This is a genomic window from Micromonospora sp. NPDC005257, from assembly GCF_042872445.1.
Taxonomy (GTDB): Bacteria; Actinomycetota; Actinomycetes; order Mycobacteriales; family Micromonosporaceae; genus Micromonospora.
In genome coordinates this window covers 25,190-41,278 of sequence record NZ_JBIAKL010000009.1, presented here as the reverse complement: position 1 = coordinate 41,278, position 16,089 = coordinate 25,190, and the positions used below count along the sequence as shown (strand labels likewise).

17 protein-coding genes, 2 tRNA genes and 1 other RNA gene are annotated in these 16,089 nt (G+C 70.5%); 9 read left to right on the top strand and 11 right to left on the bottom strand.

From position 1 onward, the window contains the following. Positions 1 to 44: 44 nt before the first annotated feature. The 5 genes from ACFYO8_RS19620 to ffs all read right to left on the bottom strand — a co-directional run bounded on the left by ACFYO8_RS19620 (position 45) and on the right by ffs (position 5,799). Positions 45 to 1,715 carry an ABC transporter substrate-binding protein gene (locus ACFYO8_RS19620; protein WP_354869098.1) on the bottom strand — a complete coding sequence of 557 codons (1,671 nt, stop codon included), beginning with the start codon at positions 1,713 to 1,715 and terminating at the stop codon, positions 45 to 47. Between the two features lie 228 nt (positions 1,716 to 1,943). After that, positions 1,944 to 2,537 (bottom strand): recombination mediator RecR, encoded by a 594-nt coding sequence (gene recR, locus ACFYO8_RS19615; protein WP_354869101.1) that lies wholly within the window; start codon positions 2,535 to 2,537, stop codon positions 1,944 to 1,946. Positions 2,538 to 2,545: 8 nt separating this feature from the next. Next, positions 2,546 to 2,854, bottom strand: a complete 309-nt coding sequence (locus tag ACFYO8_RS19610; protein WP_354869191.1) for a YbaB/EbfC family nucleoid-associated protein — start codon at positions 2,852 to 2,854, stop codon at positions 2,546 to 2,548. Positions 2,855 to 2,962: 108 nt separating this feature from the next. After that, a complete protein-coding gene (locus ACFYO8_RS19605) occupies positions 2,963 to 5,602 on the bottom strand; it encodes a DNA polymerase III subunit gamma and tau (protein ID WP_354869104.1) in 2,640 nt (879 codons plus the stop codon). Between the two features lie 107 nt (positions 5,603 to 5,709). After that, an RNA gene (ffs, locus tag ACFYO8_RS19600) (signal recognition particle sRNA small type) lies at positions 5,710 to 5,799 on the bottom strand. A gap of 81 nt (positions 5,800 to 5,880) precedes the next feature. Between ffs and ACFYO8_RS19595 the strand changes: the two genes are divergently transcribed. Then, a tRNA-Ser gene (locus tag ACFYO8_RS19595) sits at positions 5,881 to 5,965 on the top strand. A 63-nt stretch (positions 5,966 to 6,028) separates the two neighbouring features. On the opposite strand, the gene ACFYO8_RS19590 is transcribed toward ACFYO8_RS19595, so the two are convergent. Further along, positions 6,029 to 7,249: a DUF6596 domain-containing protein gene (locus ACFYO8_RS19590; protein WP_354869107.1), complete on the bottom strand. Its 1,221-nt coding sequence runs from the start codon at positions 7,247 to 7,249 to the stop codon at positions 6,029 to 6,031. After that, positions 7,246 to 7,578 carry a YciI family protein gene (locus ACFYO8_RS19585; protein ID WP_354869110.1) on the bottom strand — a complete coding sequence of 111 codons (333 nt, stop codon included), beginning with the start codon at positions 7,576 to 7,578 and terminating at the stop codon, positions 7,246 to 7,248. Before ACFYO8_RS19585 ends, ACFYO8_RS19590 begins: the two co-directional genes overlap by 4 nt. Before the next feature lie 511 nt (positions 7,579 to 8,089). Here ACFYO8_RS19585 and ACFYO8_RS19580 point away from each other — a divergent pair. From ACFYO8_RS19580 to ACFYO8_RS19565, 4 genes are read left to right on the top strand one after another with little or no spacing between them, the layout of a single operon-like run. Continuing rightward, positions 8,090 to 9,115: a DNA-binding protein gene (locus ACFYO8_RS19580; protein ID WP_354869113.1), complete on the top strand. Its 1,026-nt coding sequence runs from the start codon at positions 8,090 to 8,092 to the stop codon at positions 9,113 to 9,115. 21 nt (positions 9,116 to 9,136) lie between these two features. Next, positions 9,137 to 9,649, top strand: coding sequence for an NUDIX hydrolase (locus ACFYO8_RS19575; RefSeq protein ID WP_091425915.1), 513 nt, complete (start codon positions 9,137 to 9,139; stop codon positions 9,647 to 9,649). Between the two features lie 51 nt (positions 9,650 to 9,700). Next, entirely contained in the window at positions 9,701 to 10,315 is a 615-nt protein-coding gene (locus ACFYO8_RS19570; RefSeq protein ID WP_354869116.1) for a hypothetical protein, read from the top strand. Next, positions 10,312 to 10,833, top strand: a complete 522-nt coding sequence (locus ACFYO8_RS19565) for a hypothetical protein (protein WP_354869119.1) — start codon at positions 10,312 to 10,314, stop codon at positions 10,831 to 10,833. The genes ACFYO8_RS19570 and ACFYO8_RS19565 overlap by 4 nt, the downstream gene beginning before the upstream one ends. 83 nt (positions 10,834 to 10,916) lie before the next feature. Here ACFYO8_RS19565 and ACFYO8_RS19560 read toward each other — a convergent pair whose 3' ends face one another. Beyond that, a complete protein-coding gene (locus tag ACFYO8_RS19560) occupies positions 10,917 to 11,564 on the bottom strand; it encodes a response regulator (protein WP_354869122.1) in 648 nt (215 codons plus the stop codon). Between the two features lie 217 nt (positions 11,565 to 11,781). Here ACFYO8_RS19560 and ACFYO8_RS19555 point away from each other — a divergent pair, with 217 nt between their 5' ends. Next, positions 11,782 to 12,153: a hypothetical protein gene (locus ACFYO8_RS19555; protein ID WP_354869124.1), complete on the top strand. Its 372-nt coding sequence runs from the start codon at positions 11,782 to 11,784 to the stop codon at positions 12,151 to 12,153. Positions 12,154 to 12,177: 24 nt separating this feature from the next. Here the strand turns inward: ACFYO8_RS19555 and ACFYO8_RS19550 are convergent, their stop codons facing one another. Both ACFYO8_RS19550 and ACFYO8_RS19545 read right to left on the bottom strand, forming a co-directional pair. Then, positions 12,178 to 13,206 carry a hypothetical protein gene (locus ACFYO8_RS19550; protein ID WP_387189297.1) on the bottom strand — a complete coding sequence of 343 codons (1,029 nt, stop codon included), beginning with the start codon at positions 13,204 to 13,206 and terminating at the stop codon, positions 12,178 to 12,180. Between the two features lie 258 nt (positions 13,207 to 13,464). Further along, a tRNA-Ser gene (locus ACFYO8_RS19545) sits at positions 13,465 to 13,551 on the bottom strand. Between the two features lie 75 nt (positions 13,552 to 13,626). Here ACFYO8_RS19545 and deoD point away from each other — a divergent pair. The 3 genes from deoD (at position 13,627) to ACFYO8_RS19530 (ending at position 15,549) form a co-directional block, all read left to right on the top strand. Beyond that, a complete protein-coding gene (gene deoD / locus ACFYO8_RS19540; protein ID WP_013289061.1) occupies positions 13,627 to 14,334 on the top strand; it encodes a purine-nucleoside phosphorylase in 708 nt (235 codons plus the stop codon). Positions 14,335 to 14,446: 112 nt separating this feature from the next. Continuing rightward, the gene (locus tag ACFYO8_RS19535; RefSeq protein ID WP_355047290.1) at positions 14,447 to 15,085 is read left to right on the top strand and encodes a TetR/AcrR family transcriptional regulator; all 639 of its coding nucleotides are present in this window, start codon (positions 14,447 to 14,449) and stop codon (positions 15,083 to 15,085) included. Beyond that, positions 15,082 to 15,549 (top strand): thioesterase family protein, encoded by a 468-nt coding sequence (locus ACFYO8_RS19530; RefSeq protein ID WP_354869132.1) that lies wholly within the window; start codon positions 15,082 to 15,084, stop codon positions 15,547 to 15,549. The genes ACFYO8_RS19535 and ACFYO8_RS19530 overlap by 4 nt, the downstream gene beginning before the upstream one ends. Before the next feature lie 35 nt (positions 15,550 to 15,584). On the opposite strand, the gene ACFYO8_RS19525 is transcribed toward ACFYO8_RS19530, so the two are convergent. Continuing rightward, the gene (locus ACFYO8_RS19525; protein ID WP_355047300.1) at positions 15,585 to 16,058 is read right to left on the bottom strand and encodes a nucleoside deaminase; all 474 of its coding nucleotides are present in this window, start codon (positions 16,056 to 16,058) and stop codon (positions 15,585 to 15,587) included. Between the last annotated feature and the right edge of the window lie 31 nt (positions 16,059 to 16,089).

Genomic DNA, 16,089 nt, shown 5'->3' with positions numbered 1-16,089 from the left:
GGCCCGGGCCGATTCCGCGTATAACGTCAGCGGTGGATGTCGCGTCAGCCGACGCTGACGGTGTTGAACCGCTCGTCGGTCAGCGGGCTGGCGACGAGACCCTTGACGTCCTTGGTGACCACGATGGCCGGCGGGGCGTGCCAGACCGGCACGGCCGGCAGCCACTTGGCGGCGACGTCGCGGTTGACCTGCTCCCAGGCCGCCTTCTTGGCGTTCTCGTCGACCGTGCCGTCGGCCTTGGCGATGGCGTCGAACATCTCGGTCATGCCCGCGGCGCCGAACTCGACCTTCGCGCGGCCGAAGAACGTGCCGACGAAGTTGCCCGGGTCGTTGTAGTCACCGGTCCAGCCGAGCAGGTGCAGGTCGTGCTTGCCGAACTGCTGCACGTCGTCCTTGTAGCCACCGTTCCACGGGCGAGCCACACCGTTGACCGTGATGCCGACGGCCTTCAGGTCGTTGGCGAGGACGGTGAAGATCTCCTGCGGGTTCGGCATGTACGGCCGGGACACGTCGGTCGGGTAGTAGAAGTTGAGCGTCAACTTCTCCGCGCCGGCCTCCTTGAGCAGCTGCTTGGCCTTCTCCGGGTTGTAGTCGTACTTCTGCACGTCCGGCGCGTAGCCGAGCACGCTCTCCGGCATGAACTCGTCGGCGACCTTGGTGCCACCCGGGCCCTTGGTCTGGACGAGCTGCTGACGGTTGAGGGCGTAGGCGATCGCCTGCCGCACCCGCAGGTCCTTCAGCTTCGGGTTCTTCTGGTTGAAGCCGAGGTAGAGAATGTTGAACGCCGGGCGGTCGAGGACCTGGAAGCCCTCACCGGCCAGCGCCTTGCGGTCGGCCGGGGCCGGGAAGTCGATGCCCTGGACGGTGCCCGCCCTCAGTTCCTGCTTGCGGGTGTTCTCGTCCTTGATGATCTTGATGATCAGCTTGTCGACCTTGGCCTTCTCGCCCCAGTAGTCGGCGTTGCGCTCCAGGGTGACCTCACCCTTGCTCTTGTCCCAGCCCACGAACTTGAACGGGCCGGTGCCGACCGGGTGCTCGTTGGCGAACGCGCTGTACTCGAAGGAGTCGCCGTTCTGCTTGACCGTGTCGGCGTCGTACTTCTTCAGCGCGTCAGGGCTGGCGATCGAGAGCGCGGTGAGCGCGAAGGCACCGGGGAAGGCACCCTTGTACTTGTTCAACGTGACGACGGCGGTGCCGTCGTCCTTCGCCTCGCACTTGTTGTAGACCGGGTCTCCGGCGCCCTCGGCCTCGTTCTTGGCAAAACCGCCGAAGACGTCCGAGTAGTAGATCATCTGCGACTGGGCGGCGGCGCCCTTCATGTTGAACCAGCGGTCGAAGTTGAAGCAGACCGCAGCGGCGTTGAAGTCGGTGCCGTCGTGGAACTTCACCCCCTTGCGGAGCTTGAAGGTCCAGACCTTGCCCTCCGGGTCGTGCTCCCAGCTCTCCGCCAGGGCACCCTGCAGATCGGCGGTGCCGGGCTTGTTCTGCACGAGGGTGTCGTACATCTGGCGGATCGGCCGGAAGGTTTCACCGTCGTCGTTGAAGATCGGGTCGAAGTTCTTCGGGTCCCCGGCACCGGCGAAGACGAAGGTGCCGCCGGTCTTGGCGTCACCACCGCCCTCTTCGCGGTCGCTCTTGGCGCAGCCGGACGCACCGACCGCCAGGGCGGCCACGGCCGCGAGGGCCACGGCCGTTTTCAGCCTGCTCGCCTGCATCTCTCACCTCTGTCATGCGCATGTGTTCACGCCCGAGCTGTGACTCAGTCCGTGAGCGGGAGGTTATGGCATGTCACACAGAAGAGGAACGGGCGAAGGGCAATCGCTATCAAGCCGACACCTTCTGAGAGATTCTCACGGCTTGCGGCGCGGTATCGAGGAATGTTGCCGTCGGCGCGGCCCGCCCCGGGCCCGGTGGTGGGCACGCCGCACACCACCGGGCCGGGTTCAGACCGCCCGGCGCCCCTCGAAGGCCCGGCCCAGCGTGATCTCGTCGGCGTACTCCAGGTCGCCGCCGACCGGCAGTCCACTCGCGAGCCGAGTCACCGCGATCCCCATCGGCTTGACCATCAGCGCCAGGTAGGTAGCGGTCGCCTCGCCCTCGGTGTTCGGGTCGGTGGCGAGGATCAGCTCGCGGACCGTCCCGCTGCCGAGGCGGGTCATCAGCTCACGGATCCGCAGGTTGTCCGGCCCGATGCCCTCCAGCGGATTGATCGCGCCGCCGAGCACGTGGTAGCGCCCGCGGAACTCGCCGGTCCGCTCGATCGCCACCACGTCCTTCGGCTCCTCGACCACACAGAGCACCTCGTCGCCGCGCCGTGGGTCGCGGCAGATCCGGCACTGCTCCGACTCCGCCACGTTGTAGCAGGTCGTGCAGAACCGGACCAGGTCCTTGACCTTGCGCAGCGCGCCGGCCAGACGGTTGACGTCGGCCGGATCCGCCGACAGCACGTGGAACGCGATCCGCTGGGCACTCTTCGGGCCCACGCCCGGCAGCCGGCCCAGCTCGTCGATCAGATCCTGGATGGCACCCTCGTACATCTGCCGGCTCAGAACCCGGACAGGCCGAGGCCGCCCATGCCGCCCGCGAGCGGGCCCATCTTCTTCTCGGTCAGCTCGCGGGCCGCCTCGGCGGCGTTGTGCACGGCCGCGACGACCAGGTCCTCGAGCGTCTCGACGTCCTCCGGGTCGACCGCCTTCGGGTCGATCTTGATCGCCTTCAGCTCACCGGTACCGGCGACCGTCGCGGTGACCAGGCCGCCGCCGGCGGTGCCGGTCAGCTCCGCCTCGGCCAGCTCGGCCTGGGCCTTGGCGATCTGCTGCTGCATCTTCTGCGCCTGCTTCAGCATCTGCTGCATGTTCGGCTGTCCACCTGGGCGCACGGACCGCTCCTTCTTCCACTCGACTGCTCGGCCGCGCCCAGCCTAGTCGGGCCACGGCGCCGCTTCCTCGCGGTCGGCGCGCGCTCAGCGCGCGTCCACCTCGTCGATCTTCTCCGCCCCGAACGTCTCACGCAGCAGCTGCACCGCCTGCTCCTCGCTCGACTGCCGCGCCGTCCGCTCGTCGATCACCTCGTCAAGCGGCTCGTCGCCCGGATCGAAACCCTCGTAGGCAGGTGCCGCCGCCGGCGCGCCACCGCCCCGCACCGGGCCGTCGAAGTCCGGGTCGTAGGGCGGCTCGCCCGCCCACTCGGCATCGGCCGTCTTCCGCGACGGCTGCGCGGCGCGCGGCCCCTTGCCGGGACCACCGCCCGCAGCGGCCGCCGCCGCGGCCGCACGCGCCGCCGCGATAGCGCTGTTCTTCGCCCCACCACCCGCGGATCGCGGCCCACCGGCGGGTGCCGGCGCCGCCGCAGGTGCGGCAGGCTTGGGTACGACGACAGGCGCGGTGGCGGTCGCCGTGCCCCCGCCCGGACGAGCCGCCGCCGGCCAGTCCTCCCCGTCGCCGGTGCTCGCCGAGGCGGTACCGGCTGTCGAGGCCGTGCCGGTCGCCGCGCCTCCGAGGCGGGCCGGTTCCGGCCAGTCCTCCTCGCCGACCTGCTCGACCGCAGCGGCCGTCGCCGGTCGGTACGAGGCGTCGGCCGAACCCGCACCGGACCGGCCCGCCGGCCTCCCGGCCTGGCTTCCGGTAGCTGGATCGCCGGCGGCTCGGCCCGGACCCGCGTCGGCTGCGACCGGCGGGGGGAAGGCCGGAGCGGCGCCGGAATCGGGGCGCACGTGAGCCGCGCCGGAGATGGGCTGGCGGGCGGGCGCGGTGTCGGACGCCGGGCCGGGCGGACCGGGTGCCGGGCGGGCCGGGGCGCTGTCGGACGCGTTGCGGGCAGGTGCGGCGTCGGCCTGCGCGCGGCCCGCTCCGGACGGGCGGGACGGGCCACCGAGCGTGGCCGCGCCGCGCTCCCCCGCCACCTCGCAGCGGATCTGCCAGCGACCGCCCAGCTCCTCGTAGAGCGCGTCGGTCAGCACGGCCGCGTGGTCGGCCATCATCTTCGCCAGCACCGTCGACTTCACGGTCAGCACGAGCGTGTCGCCGTCCAGGTCGCGTACCACCGCGTCACGCATCAGCGCGGCGATCCGCTTGTTGCTCCGGTTGACCTTGCCGACCACCTCGGACCAGACCCGGCGTACAGCGACCGCGTCGAGCGCGCCGGGATTCGCCGCGCCGGGGCGGGGCGGCTCGGGCGTGGCCGGGTCGGGCATCACCGCGGACGGCGGTACCGGGCGTCGGGCAGCAGCGGGAGCGTCCGAGGCGACAGGAGCCGGGCCGGAAGCGACCGGGTTGACGGTGGCTCGCTCGGGAGCGGCCGGGGCAGCGGAACCGGCCTCCGGGCCGCCTCCCGGCTCCGTCACGGCGGCAGCCGCGCCCGGGGCGGGAGCCGCGGGGCGTACCCCCTGGGTCTGCGTGGGGTGCGCGGAGTCGGCGGCGGCCGGCGGCAGCTCGGCGCCCCCGAGCGTCAGCCGGCGTTCCATGCGTTCCAGGCGCTGGAGCAGGCCGCCGGAGGAGTCGTCCGCGCCGGGCAGGAGCATCCGGGCGCAGATCAGCTCCAGCAGCAGTCGGGGCGCGGTGGTGCCGCGCATCTCGACCAGGCCGTTGTGCACGATGTCCGCGCAGCGGGACAGGGTGGCCTGGCCGAGCTGCTGCGCCTGGGCGGCCATCCGCTCGATCTGGTCGGCCGGGCCGTCGATGAGGCCCTTGGCCGCGGCGTCCGGCACCTGCTGCAGGACGATCAGGTCGCGGAGGCGCTCCAGCAGGTCGGAGGCGAAGCGGCGCGAGTCGTGCCCGGCCTCGGCGACCCGGTCGACGGTGGCGTACGCGGCGGCGCCGTCACCGGCGGCGAGCGCGTCACACATCTCGTCGATCAGCGCGGCGTCGGTGACACCGAGCAGCGCGGCGGCCTTGGCGTAGCCGACGCCGTCAGGTCCGGCGCCGGCGATGAGCTGGTCGAGCACGGAGAGGCTGTCCCGCATGCTGCCCCCGCCGGCGCGCACCACCAGCGGGAAGACCGCCGGCTCGACCTTGACGCCTTCCGCCTCGCAGAGCTGCTCCAGATAGGGGCGGACCACCTTCGGCGGGAACAGCCGGAACGGGTAGTGGTGGGTCCGCGACTTGATCGTGCCGAGGACCTTCTCCGGCTCGGTGGTGGCGAAGATGAACTTGACGTACTCCGGGGGCTCCTCGACCAGCTTGAGCAGGGCGTTGAAGCCGGCCGACGAGACCATGTGCGCCTCGTCGATGATGTAGATCTTGAAGCGGCTGCGGGCCGGCGCGAAGAACGCCTTCTCGCGCAGCTCACGGGCGTCGTCGACACCACCGTGGCTGGCCGCGTCGATCTCGATGACGTCGATCGAACCGCCGCCGTCGGGAGCCAGCCCGCGGCACGAGTCACACTGCCCGCACGGCTCGGGGGTGGGGCCCTGTTCGCAGTTGAGCGAACGGGCCAGGATCCGGGCGCTGGAGGTCTTGCCGCAGCCCCGCGGACCGGAGAAGAGGTAGGCGTGATTCAGCCGTCCGCTGCGCAGCGCCTGCGACAACGGCTCGGTGACCTGCTCCTGGCCGATCATCTCGGCGAACGTCCGCGGCCGGTACTTGCGGTAAAGGGCCAGTGCCACCCGTCCCGCCTCCTCTCGACCGAGCCATTCTGCGCCGGTCGGCCCCGGGTGACCACCCACCACCCCGTGACCCGACCCGCAGCGACGTTACCCGGCCCGGGAGACAGAAAGGCCTCCCGTGCACCCGGCAGAGCTCGCTTATCCTTGCTGCCTTCCGGCCCTGGGGAGGTTCACGAGATACCGCCGCACGGGAGGTGACGCCAAGCCTACCCGAAGGGTTGTGGATCTTCCGGGAGGGTGGGGTGGCCCGCCGCCGCGGGACCTGTATCCTGGCTCGCGGAGGATTCGCCTAGAGGCCTAGGGCGCACGCTTGGAAAGCGTGTTGGGTTTACACCCTCACGAGTTCGAATCTCGTATCCTCCGCTCGCAGACGACAGGGTCGGCTCCCGCACGGGACCGGCCCTGAGTCGTACTGCGCGGCGAGACTCACCGGCCGCCCAACTGGTCCCGCCGCCGCTTCAGGTACGCCGTCTCCGCGCTGTTCCCGGCCAGCTCGATCGCCCGCTCGTACGCCTCACGCGCCTCCCCACCCCGCCCCATCCGGCGCAACAACTCGGCGCGCGTCGCGTGGTACGCGTGATAGCCGTCCAGCGGCAACCCGTCCACCTCGGCCAGCGCGACCTGCGGCCCGTCCAGTTCGGCGACCGCCACAGCCCGGTTGAGCCGCACGATCGGCGACGGGTCGACGCGTACCAAATGGTCGTAGAGCGCGGCGACCTGCGCCCAGTCGGTGTCCCGCGCGTCGTGGGCGTCGGTGTGGACGGCGTTGACCGCGGCGAGGATCTGGTAGCGGCCCGGCGGCCGGCCGGCGGCGATGCACGCGCGGACCAGGGCGTGACCCTCGGCGATGAGGTCGCGGTCCCAGGCGCCGCGGTCCTGCTCGGCGAGGACGACGAGTTCGCCGGTCGCGGACACCCGGGCGGGACGGCGGGCCTCGGTGAGCAGCATCAGCGCCAGGAGTCCGGTGGCCTCGTGGTCGTCGGGCATGAGCGTACGGACCAGCCGGGTGAGCCGGATCGCCTCGCCGGTCAGGTCGGCGCGGACCGCCTCCTTGCCGGGATCGGACGCGAGGTAGCCCTCGTTGAAGATCAGGTAGAGCACGGCGAGCACGCCGGATACCCGGGCCGGCAGGTCATCGCGGGACGGCACCCGGTACGGGATCCCGGCCGCCTTGATCTTCGTCTTGGCCCGCGTGATCCGCCTGCTCATAGCGGCTTCCTGGACCAGGTACGCCCGCGCGATCTCCGGCACGGTGAGCCCGCCGACCAGGCGCAGCGTCAGCGCCACCCGCGCCTCCATGGCCAGCGCCGGGTGGCAGCAGGTGAAGATCAGGCGGAGCCGGTCGTCGTCGATGACACCAAGCGGTTCCGGGACGTCGGCCAGCATCAGCGCCTCCCGGTGCTTGTCCTCCCGCCGGCTCTCGCGCCGGATCCGGTCGACGGCCCGCCGGTACGCGGTGGTGGTGAGCCACGCGCCGGGGTTCGGCGGTACGCCGTCGGCCGACCACCGCTCGACGGCGGCGGCGAACGCCTCGGCTGCCATCTCCTCCGCCACGTCGAGGTCGCCGATGCGCCGGGCGATCGTGGCGACCACCCGGGCCCACTCCTCACGGTGCACCCGGGTGAGCACCTCGCCGACGTCGGTCACGCGCCCAGGAACGGCCGCAACTCGACCCGCCTGTTGCACCGCTGCGACGCCAGTGCGGCGAGCGGGAGCGCCACGTCGAAGTCCGGCGCCTCGATGATCCAGAACCCTCCGACGTATTCCTTCGTCTCCAGGTAGGGCCCGTCGGTGAGCACCGGGCCACCGTCCCGCGCGTCGACGACCGTGGCCGTCTCGGGCGACGCGAGGCCACCGGCGAAGACCCAGTGGCCGTCGGCTCGCAGCCGCTCGTTGAACTCACCGATCGCGGCCATCTCCGCGTCGGTGGCCGAGCCGGTCGTGTCGTCGAGTACGGAGATCAGGTACTGCGCCATCGGTTCCTCTTTCACTCTGGTCGGCCGCCGCCCGGGCTGCCGTCACCCCGGCTACGAACGCCGCCACCCCGATCCGACAGCCTCCGACGAGGTCGATCACCCAATTCTCGTACGTGGCACGTCAAAGCCCTCGTCCTAGTCATGGCCGGTTATGCGTTGCATGTATAACCGACAGTCACTGAGCAGGTTGAATAAGTGAGTGATCGCGGCATCGAGGCCAGACAGGTGTGCGCGTTGCGGCGCCAACCTGGCTGCCGACAACGGCTCGGGACGGTGCGCTCCCTGTCAACGAGCGGAGCGGGACCGCATCGTCGCTGCTCCCGACGTTCCACCCAGCTTCTGGTCCCATGAACCGCTTCGCCATGCGCTTGCGGATCGGCACCTCGGTCGCGTTGTCCGCGCCTACCGTCACCATCCCTATCACGGGCGACAGCCGCTGCCCCAAACCACTGTCGCCGGCTGGTTCGGGATTACGCAGGCGCAACTGAGCCGCATCGAGAACGGACCAGCGGTGGTGCACCTCGACCGACTGGCGCATTGGGCCCGCGTGCTGCGGATACCCGCGCACACCTTGTGGTTCCGACTGCCGCCCGCACCAGGTGACACCCCGGTGCCGGTCGATGCCGTGGAGGTGGGTCCTCACCTGATCCGCGCACTCCGGTCCGCAGATCGTCAAGTCGGCGGCAAGAACCTCTACAGCACCGTGCGGGCACACCTCGTCACCTTCTCCAGGCCGACAGGTCGTCCTCCTGCCATGCCCCCGCAAGTGCTCATGGCGGCCGCCGTCCTGCACGAGATGGCCGGTTGGATGGCACACGATTCCGGGGACAGCACGACGAGTAGACGGCACTTCCTTGATGCCTTGGCGCTCGCCGTCGACAGCAGAGATGCGCTGCTGGTGGCGCAGGTGCACGGAAGCCTGAGCCACCTCGCCTGCCACGGTGGAAACGCGGAGGCCGCGATCTCACATGCCAGCGACGGGCTCGGGGCCGTCGCTCAAGAGGAGGCCGGCGCTCTGATACGCGCCCGTCTTCTCGCCTTGCAGGCACGCGGCCTCGCCGCGGCGGGTCTCACCGCCGACTGCCACTCTTCCCTTCAGCGGGCTGAGTCCGCCTTCGCGGAGGCGGCACCTGCACCCACGGAATGGCTGAGTCCATTCGACCGCACCTCGTTCGATATCGAGTCGGCGCGCTGCCTGCTTCGCCTCGGTGACGTCACGGCCGCTCTTCGCATCCTCAACGGCAACGTCGCCGAGCGGCCGGGCGGCCGGGTGCGGAGTCAGGCGCTCGCGCGGATGCTCCTGGCCACTGCGCTCGTCGGGCAGGCCCGGATCGAGGAGGCGTGCGACCTGACGCACCAGACCGTCGAACTCACCCACGGTCTGGGATCGGCTGTCGTCCTCGACCAGCTCAGACATCTCGCACTGCTCCTGCGGTCGCATGCCGTCCGGTGCCCGGACGTGCCACAGCTTCTGGACCGGCTTCGCGACACCGTCCGGGAGCGGAGATGGGTGGCGCTGCCGCTGCCGACGAAGTGAGGACGGCTGACAATCGTCGGTATGGCCGACGAGCGTCCCCTGTACGAGCGAGATCCGGCAGCCTGGCAGATCCACCTCGCCGAGGGCAACGCGCGGCAGCCCCGGAAGCGGGTGGGGGCCGACGTACTGCTGCGCAACGGTGACGGCGACATCCTGTTGGTAGATCCGCGCTACAAGCCGGACTGGGACCTGCCGGGCGGCATGGCGGAGGCGAACGAGCCGCCGCACCTGGCCGCCGAGCGGGAGGTACGCGAGGAGTTGGGTCTCGAACTGCGCGTCGGGCCGTTGCTGGTCGTGGACTGGGTGGCACCGCACGGCCCTTGGGACGACAGCTTGATGTTCATCTTCGACGGCGGCGCACTGCCTCCCGCCGAGCTGTTGAAACCGGCTGACGGCGAACTGGCCGACGCACGATTCGTTGCGCTCGATGATGCGCAGGCGCTGCTTCGCCCGTACGTTTGGCATCGGCTGCGTCACGCGGTGGCCGCGCTGAGCGACGGACGCCCGAGGTACCTGACCAACGGAACCATCTGAGACCGTCGTACACATGTTCCATCCACAGCCTGTGGACGCCGAGAGGACCGGATGAGTTACCAGCTCAGCGCCGTGGTCGCCGACGTCGAGCTGCTGCGCGAGCAGACCGCCGACCTGGACCACGCGGTGCTCGCCGCGCTCCGCCAGGACTTCGCGCTGCTGCCTGTCACCCCGCAACTGGTGCAGGAACTGACAGGTGGCCTGCCGGACTACGCCGTCGACGAGCCCCACGCCGAGCGCCCGTTCCGGCTGGTGCTCTCGCCGCCACTGGCGGAGGCGCTGGCCCGCTGGTCGAGGAGCGGCCCGGTGGCGTACCTGGAAGCGGAGTTCGCGGGCGGCCTGGGCCACCAGTCAGCGGTGGTCTGGCTGGGCGGAGAGGTGAGCTGGGGCCCACGGTACGACGCCGCGCTGGACCGGCCGCGCACCGAGTGGCCGATCAACACCGCGCTGGCCCGGCTGGGCGCGGAGCCGGGCGCGTGGATCGACCCGTTCGCCGAGCTGGGCCTGCACCTGGAACGCGACACGGACGGCTGGCTGGCGCACGGCCGCCGCGGACTGTCCGCCGATTACTGGGACGAGCTGGCCGAGGACTGGGAACTGCGCCAATCCGATCAGCACCAGCAACCTCATCGCACCGGTCCCGTTGGTGACTGGGGGATTGCATGAAACTACGACAATTCGGCTTTATCGCCGCACTGCTTGCTGCCGCGTCCGCAGCCGGCAGCGGCGTTCATCCACAGTGGCCCACCCGCCCGGTCGGTGCCGCTCAGGTGGTCAGCCTGGACGGACTGCGCAACGCCGAGTTCGGCGACAGCGAGGCGGACCTGACCCGGCGCGGCGTGTTGCGCGCCGACGAGGCGGCCTGCGGGCCCGCACTCGTCGGGCACGGTTCGGTCAGCCCGATCTTCGTCGACGACCGGCTCGTCCTGCTCTGGCTCGACGACCCGATGAGCACGCCCGAGGGCATCAGCGCCGGCTCACCGGTCGGCACGGCCCGCGCCGCGTACCCCGGCGCCGTCGACCTGCCGGCGCCGCCCGGCAGTCACCGCTTCGCCGGGCTGCTCGCCCGCGACGGCGACCGCGCCTACCTGTTCCTGCACGACGGGGTCACCGTCCGGGAGATCATCGCCGGGTACGCGGACTGGGCCCGCCGCCTCTTCGACGAGGGCTACGGCCCCTGCTGATCGTCTATCGGCACCAGCGGCGACAGGCGAGGGAACCATGCTGTTGACCTGAGCGCTGCGGGCGGGCCCGACTGGACCACGGGTCAGAAGTCGGTCCCAAACTTGATGCGCTCCATGATGTCGATGACGTAGTGGACGATGTCGTCGACGGCGTTGGTGTAGGCGAAGATCCCAGGATGCACGCCGATCCGGGGGTCGAAGTTCGCCGCGGCGATGATCACCGGGCTTCTGACCCCTTGACGATCAAGTGCGTCGAGCAGGGTGATTCCCGCACTCTGCGCCGGCTGTTCCGTATCCCGCCGCATATCACTGATGATCAAGTCGTATTGACGACTCCGGAGTTTGGAGATCGCCCCGTCCGTGGAACGCGATGTGTCGACCGTCATGCCGAGTCGCCGAAAGAGTTGCATCAGCGGCAAGTTCCATTCCGGGTTGTCATCCACCCAGAGAATCTGGCCACCTTTCAGCATCTCGGCCGCATGTTGCAGCCGGGAGACGGCGGCGCGCTGCTCACTGACCGAGGGCGGCGCGCTTGCTTCGGATCGGGCAGCCGCTTCGACCAGCAACTTCTCGGCGAAGCCGAACTCGATCACTGGCGTCTTCACGCTGTGAAGGCGACCGATCTGCGGAATGATCGCGCTCCGAAGAGAAAGGTAGACCAGCGCGGCGAAGGTGACCCAGAGCAGCGTAGGTACGGCTTTGATCAACTCAACGGCAATGGCTTGAGACATCCACTCTCCATCCACCCCTGAACAAGCCCATCGAAGGGTAGCGTTCGCCGCCGAGTTCCGTCGATGCCTGAAACCCCATAAGAAGAGGCGTAGCGGATTGCCGACTCATTCCGGTCGCCGCCAGATCATCTTTAGATCGCACTTCGTGCCGCCGCCTCAGACGGGTCGTCCGGAGCCACACCTATCAAACCTGGCACCGAACAGGCAGGCTTCAGCCATGACTCCGGAGGAGCGACTCCAGCAGATGATCGAGGATCTTCGGCGAATGCGGCTGCAGTGCGAACCCAAGTCGAACCAAAATCCTCGCTACCTGCGGCACTCCAACGCCGTCTCGGCGCTGCGATGGATCATCGACGACCTGGCCAAGGAGGTGATCGCGCGTCCCGACAGGTTCAACGGCGGACATGATCAGCGGTTCGACTACCTGCAGGACTGCCGTGAACGATCCTGTACTGCAGCGAATGAGACCACAGTTGAGACCGCTGGTCCCCAGCAGCGTCACCGGGAGAACAGCCTCGCTCAGCTCATCGATCCGCGACCACGTCGGCAGTGCTCGTCGCCGGTACCCGCCGACGACACCCGGCAGTGAGAACGCCGGCCGAGCTGACAGCGGTCAGTACTTCCGCGACGGCTCAGCCGGCCCGGCGCCCGGCACGCTCGCGGGCAGTGCCGGTTGCAGGGCCTCCAGCGCCCGGCTGACGCCCAGGCCGACGAGGACCGCCAGCGCGAAGACGACCGTCGACAGCCACCGGGGGCCATTCGCGAGGAGGATGGTCATCTGCACCAGGCTCAGCAGGGCGACCCCCAGCACGGTGCCCGCGAAGCCGCCCCGCCCGCCGGCCACGCTCACGCCGCCGAGCAGGACGGCGCCGGCCACGAACGCCAGCTGGCCGATATCGGCCGACAGGGTTGTGGCGCCGATCCCGCCGACCAGCAGGACTCCGCCCGCGCCCGCGATCAGGCTGGAACCGCCCAGGCCGACAACCGCGCCCAGCAGCCGTGCGCCGAAAGGCGACGGCGGCTCCCCGGCGACGACCCGGTTGCCGCTCAGCGCCCGCCGCACCGCCGGAATCGACCACACCACCGCGCCGCCGATCGACAGCAGGAGAAACAGCACCAACCAGCCGGCCGCGGCACCGTCGGACCGGATCCAACCTTCCCTCGCGAGCCGCTGTGGACCGCCGCTGCCGATGGCGGCGAGCAGCATGCCCTGCGTCAGCGCCAGCCCGCCCAGCGACACCGCCCACCCGGGCGCCTGCAGCAGCCCGGCGACCAGGCCCATCCCGAGACCGACGAGCGCCGCGGCGGCGATCGCGGCGACCGCCGCGACGAAGACCGGGGTGCCGGTGTCGAGCACCTCCGCGTACGTCAGACCGGCGAGGGCCGCGACGCCGACGACCGCGAGGTTGGGCGTGGCGGTGCGCAGCGACAGCGCGAAAGCGGTCGCCAGCAGGCCACCGGAGGCGATGTTGAACACCAGCGGCGACAGCCGCGACCCGTCTTGGGAGTACCACACCACCGCGGCGACGACGGTCAGCGCCAGCAGCACCGCCTCCCAGAACAGGTGCGGCCGAAGGAAATTGCCGGAACGGGACGTGACCGGTCCGGCGGGTGCCGATGGTTGTGCAGGTGTGAAAACCACAGCGATTCCTCCCTCGGGTGGACGCTGACACTAACCCGCGGATCACGCAGATACACGAGCCCGGATACCTAGGGCGGGCCGGGGTCGAGTATTCAGCTCCGCCCGGACGATCGCCGCAGCAGCCAGGTGCTGGGCCTGCCCGAGCAGGGATGCGCCCTTCGGCCTACAGCTCCTGAAGAGCGAGCAAGAGGGCACGACCAGAAGCGGAACGCCCGGCCGATCCCTGCGGATCGACCGGGCGTTCTCGCTGTTCACGAGCGGTGGCGGCGGGATTTGAACCCGCGGAGGGCGTAAACCCTCACACGCTTTCGAGGCGTGCTCCTTAGGCCACTCGGACACGCCACCGCCGACGAGGGTACAGGACCACCGGTCTGGACGCCGAACCGGTATCCCTCCGCCCGGCCTGGCAGGATCTTTGCCATGAGTACGCACATCGGCGCTGAGCCGGGAGAGATCGCCGAGCGGGTCCTGATGCCGGGCGACCCGCTGCGGGCCAAGTGGATCGCGGAGACCTACCTGGAGGGGGCCCGCTGCTACACGACCGTGCGCGGCATGCTGGGCTTCACCGGCCGGTGGAACGGCGTTGACGTGTCCGTCCAGGGTTCCGGCATGGGCATGCCGTCCGCCTCGATCTACGCCCACGAGCTGGTCAACGAGTACGGCGTGAAGTCGCTGATCCGGGTCGGCTCCTGCGGGGCCCTGACCGAGGATCTGCAGCTGCGGGACGTGGTGGCGGCGATCGGGTCGTCGACCGACTCGAACATGAACCGGATGCGCTTCGACGGGCTGATCGACTACGCCCCGGTGGCCGACTTCGGGCTGCTGCGTACCTCGGTCGAGGTGGCCGAGCGGCGCGGCATCAGCATGCGGGTGGGGCCGATCCTGGCGGCGGACGCCTTCTACACGGACCGGCCGGACCTGTACGACAGGCTCGCCGACTACGGCGTGCTGGCGGTGGAGATGGAGTCGGCGGCGCTCTACACGATCGCCGCGCGCTTCAAGGCTCGCGCGCTGACCATCCTGACCGTCAGCGACCACATCAAGACCGGTGAGAAGACCACGTCGCAGGAGCGTGAGCAGACGTTCGGCCAGATGGTCGAGATCGCGCTGGACACCATCATCGCCTGACCCTGATCGATCCTGGACCGCCCTGTCGCCGCAAGGTGGCGGGGCGGTTCGCGTTACCCACGTCACGAAAATAAATACGACCGGTCGTGCTTGTTTTCGCTACGCTGCCCGCATGACCTCCGACGGCCGCGTCGCCCGTGGCGACCGCACCCGCACCGCGGTGCTGGACGCCGCCGTGGCGCTGGCCACCGAGGTCGGCCTGCACGGCCTGTCCCTGGCCCAGCTCGCCGACCGGCTGGGGGTGAGCAAGTCCGGGCTGTTCGCGCACTGGCGCTCCAAGGAGGCGCTGCAACTCGCCACCGTCGACCGGGCCGTCACGCAGTGGCGGGAGCGGATCCTCGCGCCCGCCCTGGGGGCTCCCCGGGGCGTACGCCGGCTGCACGCGCTGCACGAGGCCCGCATCGACTTCTACGCCGCCCGGGTGCTGCCCGGCGGCTGCTTCTTCGCCAACACCGAGTTCGAGTACAACGCCCGGCCCGGCCCGGTCCGGGACCGGCTCGCCGAGGCGTTCGGCAGGTGGACCGCGCTCCTCGAACGCCTCGTCCAGGAGGCGGTCGACCTCGGCGAACTCCCCGCCGACCTGGACGTGCCACTGCTCGCGTACGAGATCGACGCACTGGGGATCAGCGCGGTCATGCGGTCCCGGCTGCTCGACCCGGACGCCTCCTACCGGCACGCCCGCCAGGGCCTGCTGAACCGGTTGCGGGCACTCTGCCCGGATCCGGCCCTGCTACCGGAAGGCCAGTCATGAGCCACGCCGCAGTCGACCGGCCGGTCGCCGAGTTCGGGCACGTCGCGCACGTGCCGGTGCACTTCGACGACCTGGACGCGATGGGCATCCTCCACAACGCCCGGTACGCCGTGCTGCTGGAACGCGCGCTGACGCCCTACTGGGCGGAGCGCGGCGTCGCCTTCCGGGGCGACGTGCACGCCACCCCCGACGTGTTCCACGCGGTCCGCGAGTTCACCATCAGCTACCGGGCCCCGGTCGTCGGCGTCGGCACTGTGGCTGTGCACTTCTGGCTCGAACACTTCGGCACCAGCAGTGCCCGCTACGCGTTCGAGTTCCGCTCGACCGACGGCGCCACAGTGCACGCCACCGGCACCCGGTCGATCGTCCGGCTGGACCCGGCCACGCTGCGCCCGACCGCCTGGACCGAGGTCGGCCGCGGGATCGCCGCGACGTTGCTGCGCCAGGCGCCGGCCGAAGCCTGAGAACCGGGGCGGCCAAAGCCTGGAACAGGGACCCCTCAGCGGAAGAACGCGCGCAGCAACGCCGCGCTCTCGCGTTCCAGCACGCCGCCGTACACCTCGGGGCGGTGCGTGACGCGGCGGTCGCGCAACACGTCCCAGAGCGACCCGACGGCGCCCGTCTTGGGTTCCCAGGCGCCGAACACCACCGTCGAGACGCGGGCCAGCGCGATCGCCCCGGCGCACATGGTGCACGGTTCCAGCGTGACCACGAGCGTGCAGTCGTCCAGCCGCCAGCGGCCCAGCCGCCGCGCGGCCCGGCGCAACGCCAGCACCTCGGCGTGCGCGGTCGGGTCGCCGGTCAGCTCCCGCTCGTTGCGCCCGACCGCCAGTTCGGCGCCGTCGGGTCCGTAGAGCACCGCGCCCACCGGCACGTCCTCGGCGTCGCGGTCGGCCGTCGGGCCGTCCGGGCCGGTCACCGCCACCTCGAGGGCCCGGCGCATCCAGAGCTCGTGCCGCTGCCGGCGGCCGATCGCACCCGGGTCGGCGAGCGCCTCGTCCGGG

Bases quoted from the DNA above. Each gene is read 5' to 3' on its own strand.
- ACFYO8_RS19620 (WP_354869098.1), bottom strand. From the start codon at position 1,715: ATGCAGGCGAGCAGGCTGAAAACGGCCGTGGCCCTCGCGGCCGTGGCC.
- recR (WP_354869101.1), bottom strand. From the start codon at position 2,537: ATGTACGAGGGTGCCATCCAGGATCTGATCGACGAGCTGGGCCGGCTG.
- ACFYO8_RS19610 (WP_354869191.1), bottom strand. From the start codon at position 2,854: ATGCAGCAGATGCTGAAGCAGGCGCAGAAGATGCAGCAGCAGATCGCC.
- ACFYO8_RS19585 (WP_354869110.1), bottom strand. From the start codon at position 7,578: ATGGCGCAGTACCTGATCTCCGTACTCGACGACACGACCGGCTCGGCC.
- ACFYO8_RS19575 (WP_091425915.1), top strand. From the start codon at position 9,137: ATGGCCGACGAGCGTCCCCTGTACGAGCGAGATCCGGCAGCCTGGCAG.
- ACFYO8_RS19570 (WP_354869116.1), top strand. From the start codon at position 9,701: ATGAGTTACCAGCTCAGCGCCGTGGTCGCCGACGTCGAGCTGCTGCGC.
- ACFYO8_RS19565 (WP_354869119.1), top strand. From the start codon at position 10,312: ATGAAACTACGACAATTCGGCTTTATCGCCGCACTGCTTGCTGCCGCG.
- ACFYO8_RS19560 (WP_354869122.1), bottom strand. From the start codon at position 11,564: ATGTCTCAAGCCATTGCCGTTGAGTTGATCAAAGCCGTACCTACGCTG.
- ACFYO8_RS19555 (WP_354869124.1), top strand. From the start codon at position 11,782: ATGACTCCGGAGGAGCGACTCCAGCAGATGATCGAGGATCTTCGGCGA.
- deoD (WP_013289061.1), top strand. From the start codon at position 13,627: ATGAGTACGCACATCGGCGCTGAGCCGGGAGAGATCGCCGAGCGGGTC.
- ACFYO8_RS19535 (WP_355047290.1), top strand. From the start codon at position 14,447: ATGACCTCCGACGGCCGCGTCGCCCGTGGCGACCGCACCCGCACCGCG.
- ACFYO8_RS19530 (WP_354869132.1), top strand. From the start codon at position 15,082: ATGAGCCACGCCGCAGTCGACCGGCCGGTCGCCGAGTTCGGGCACGTC.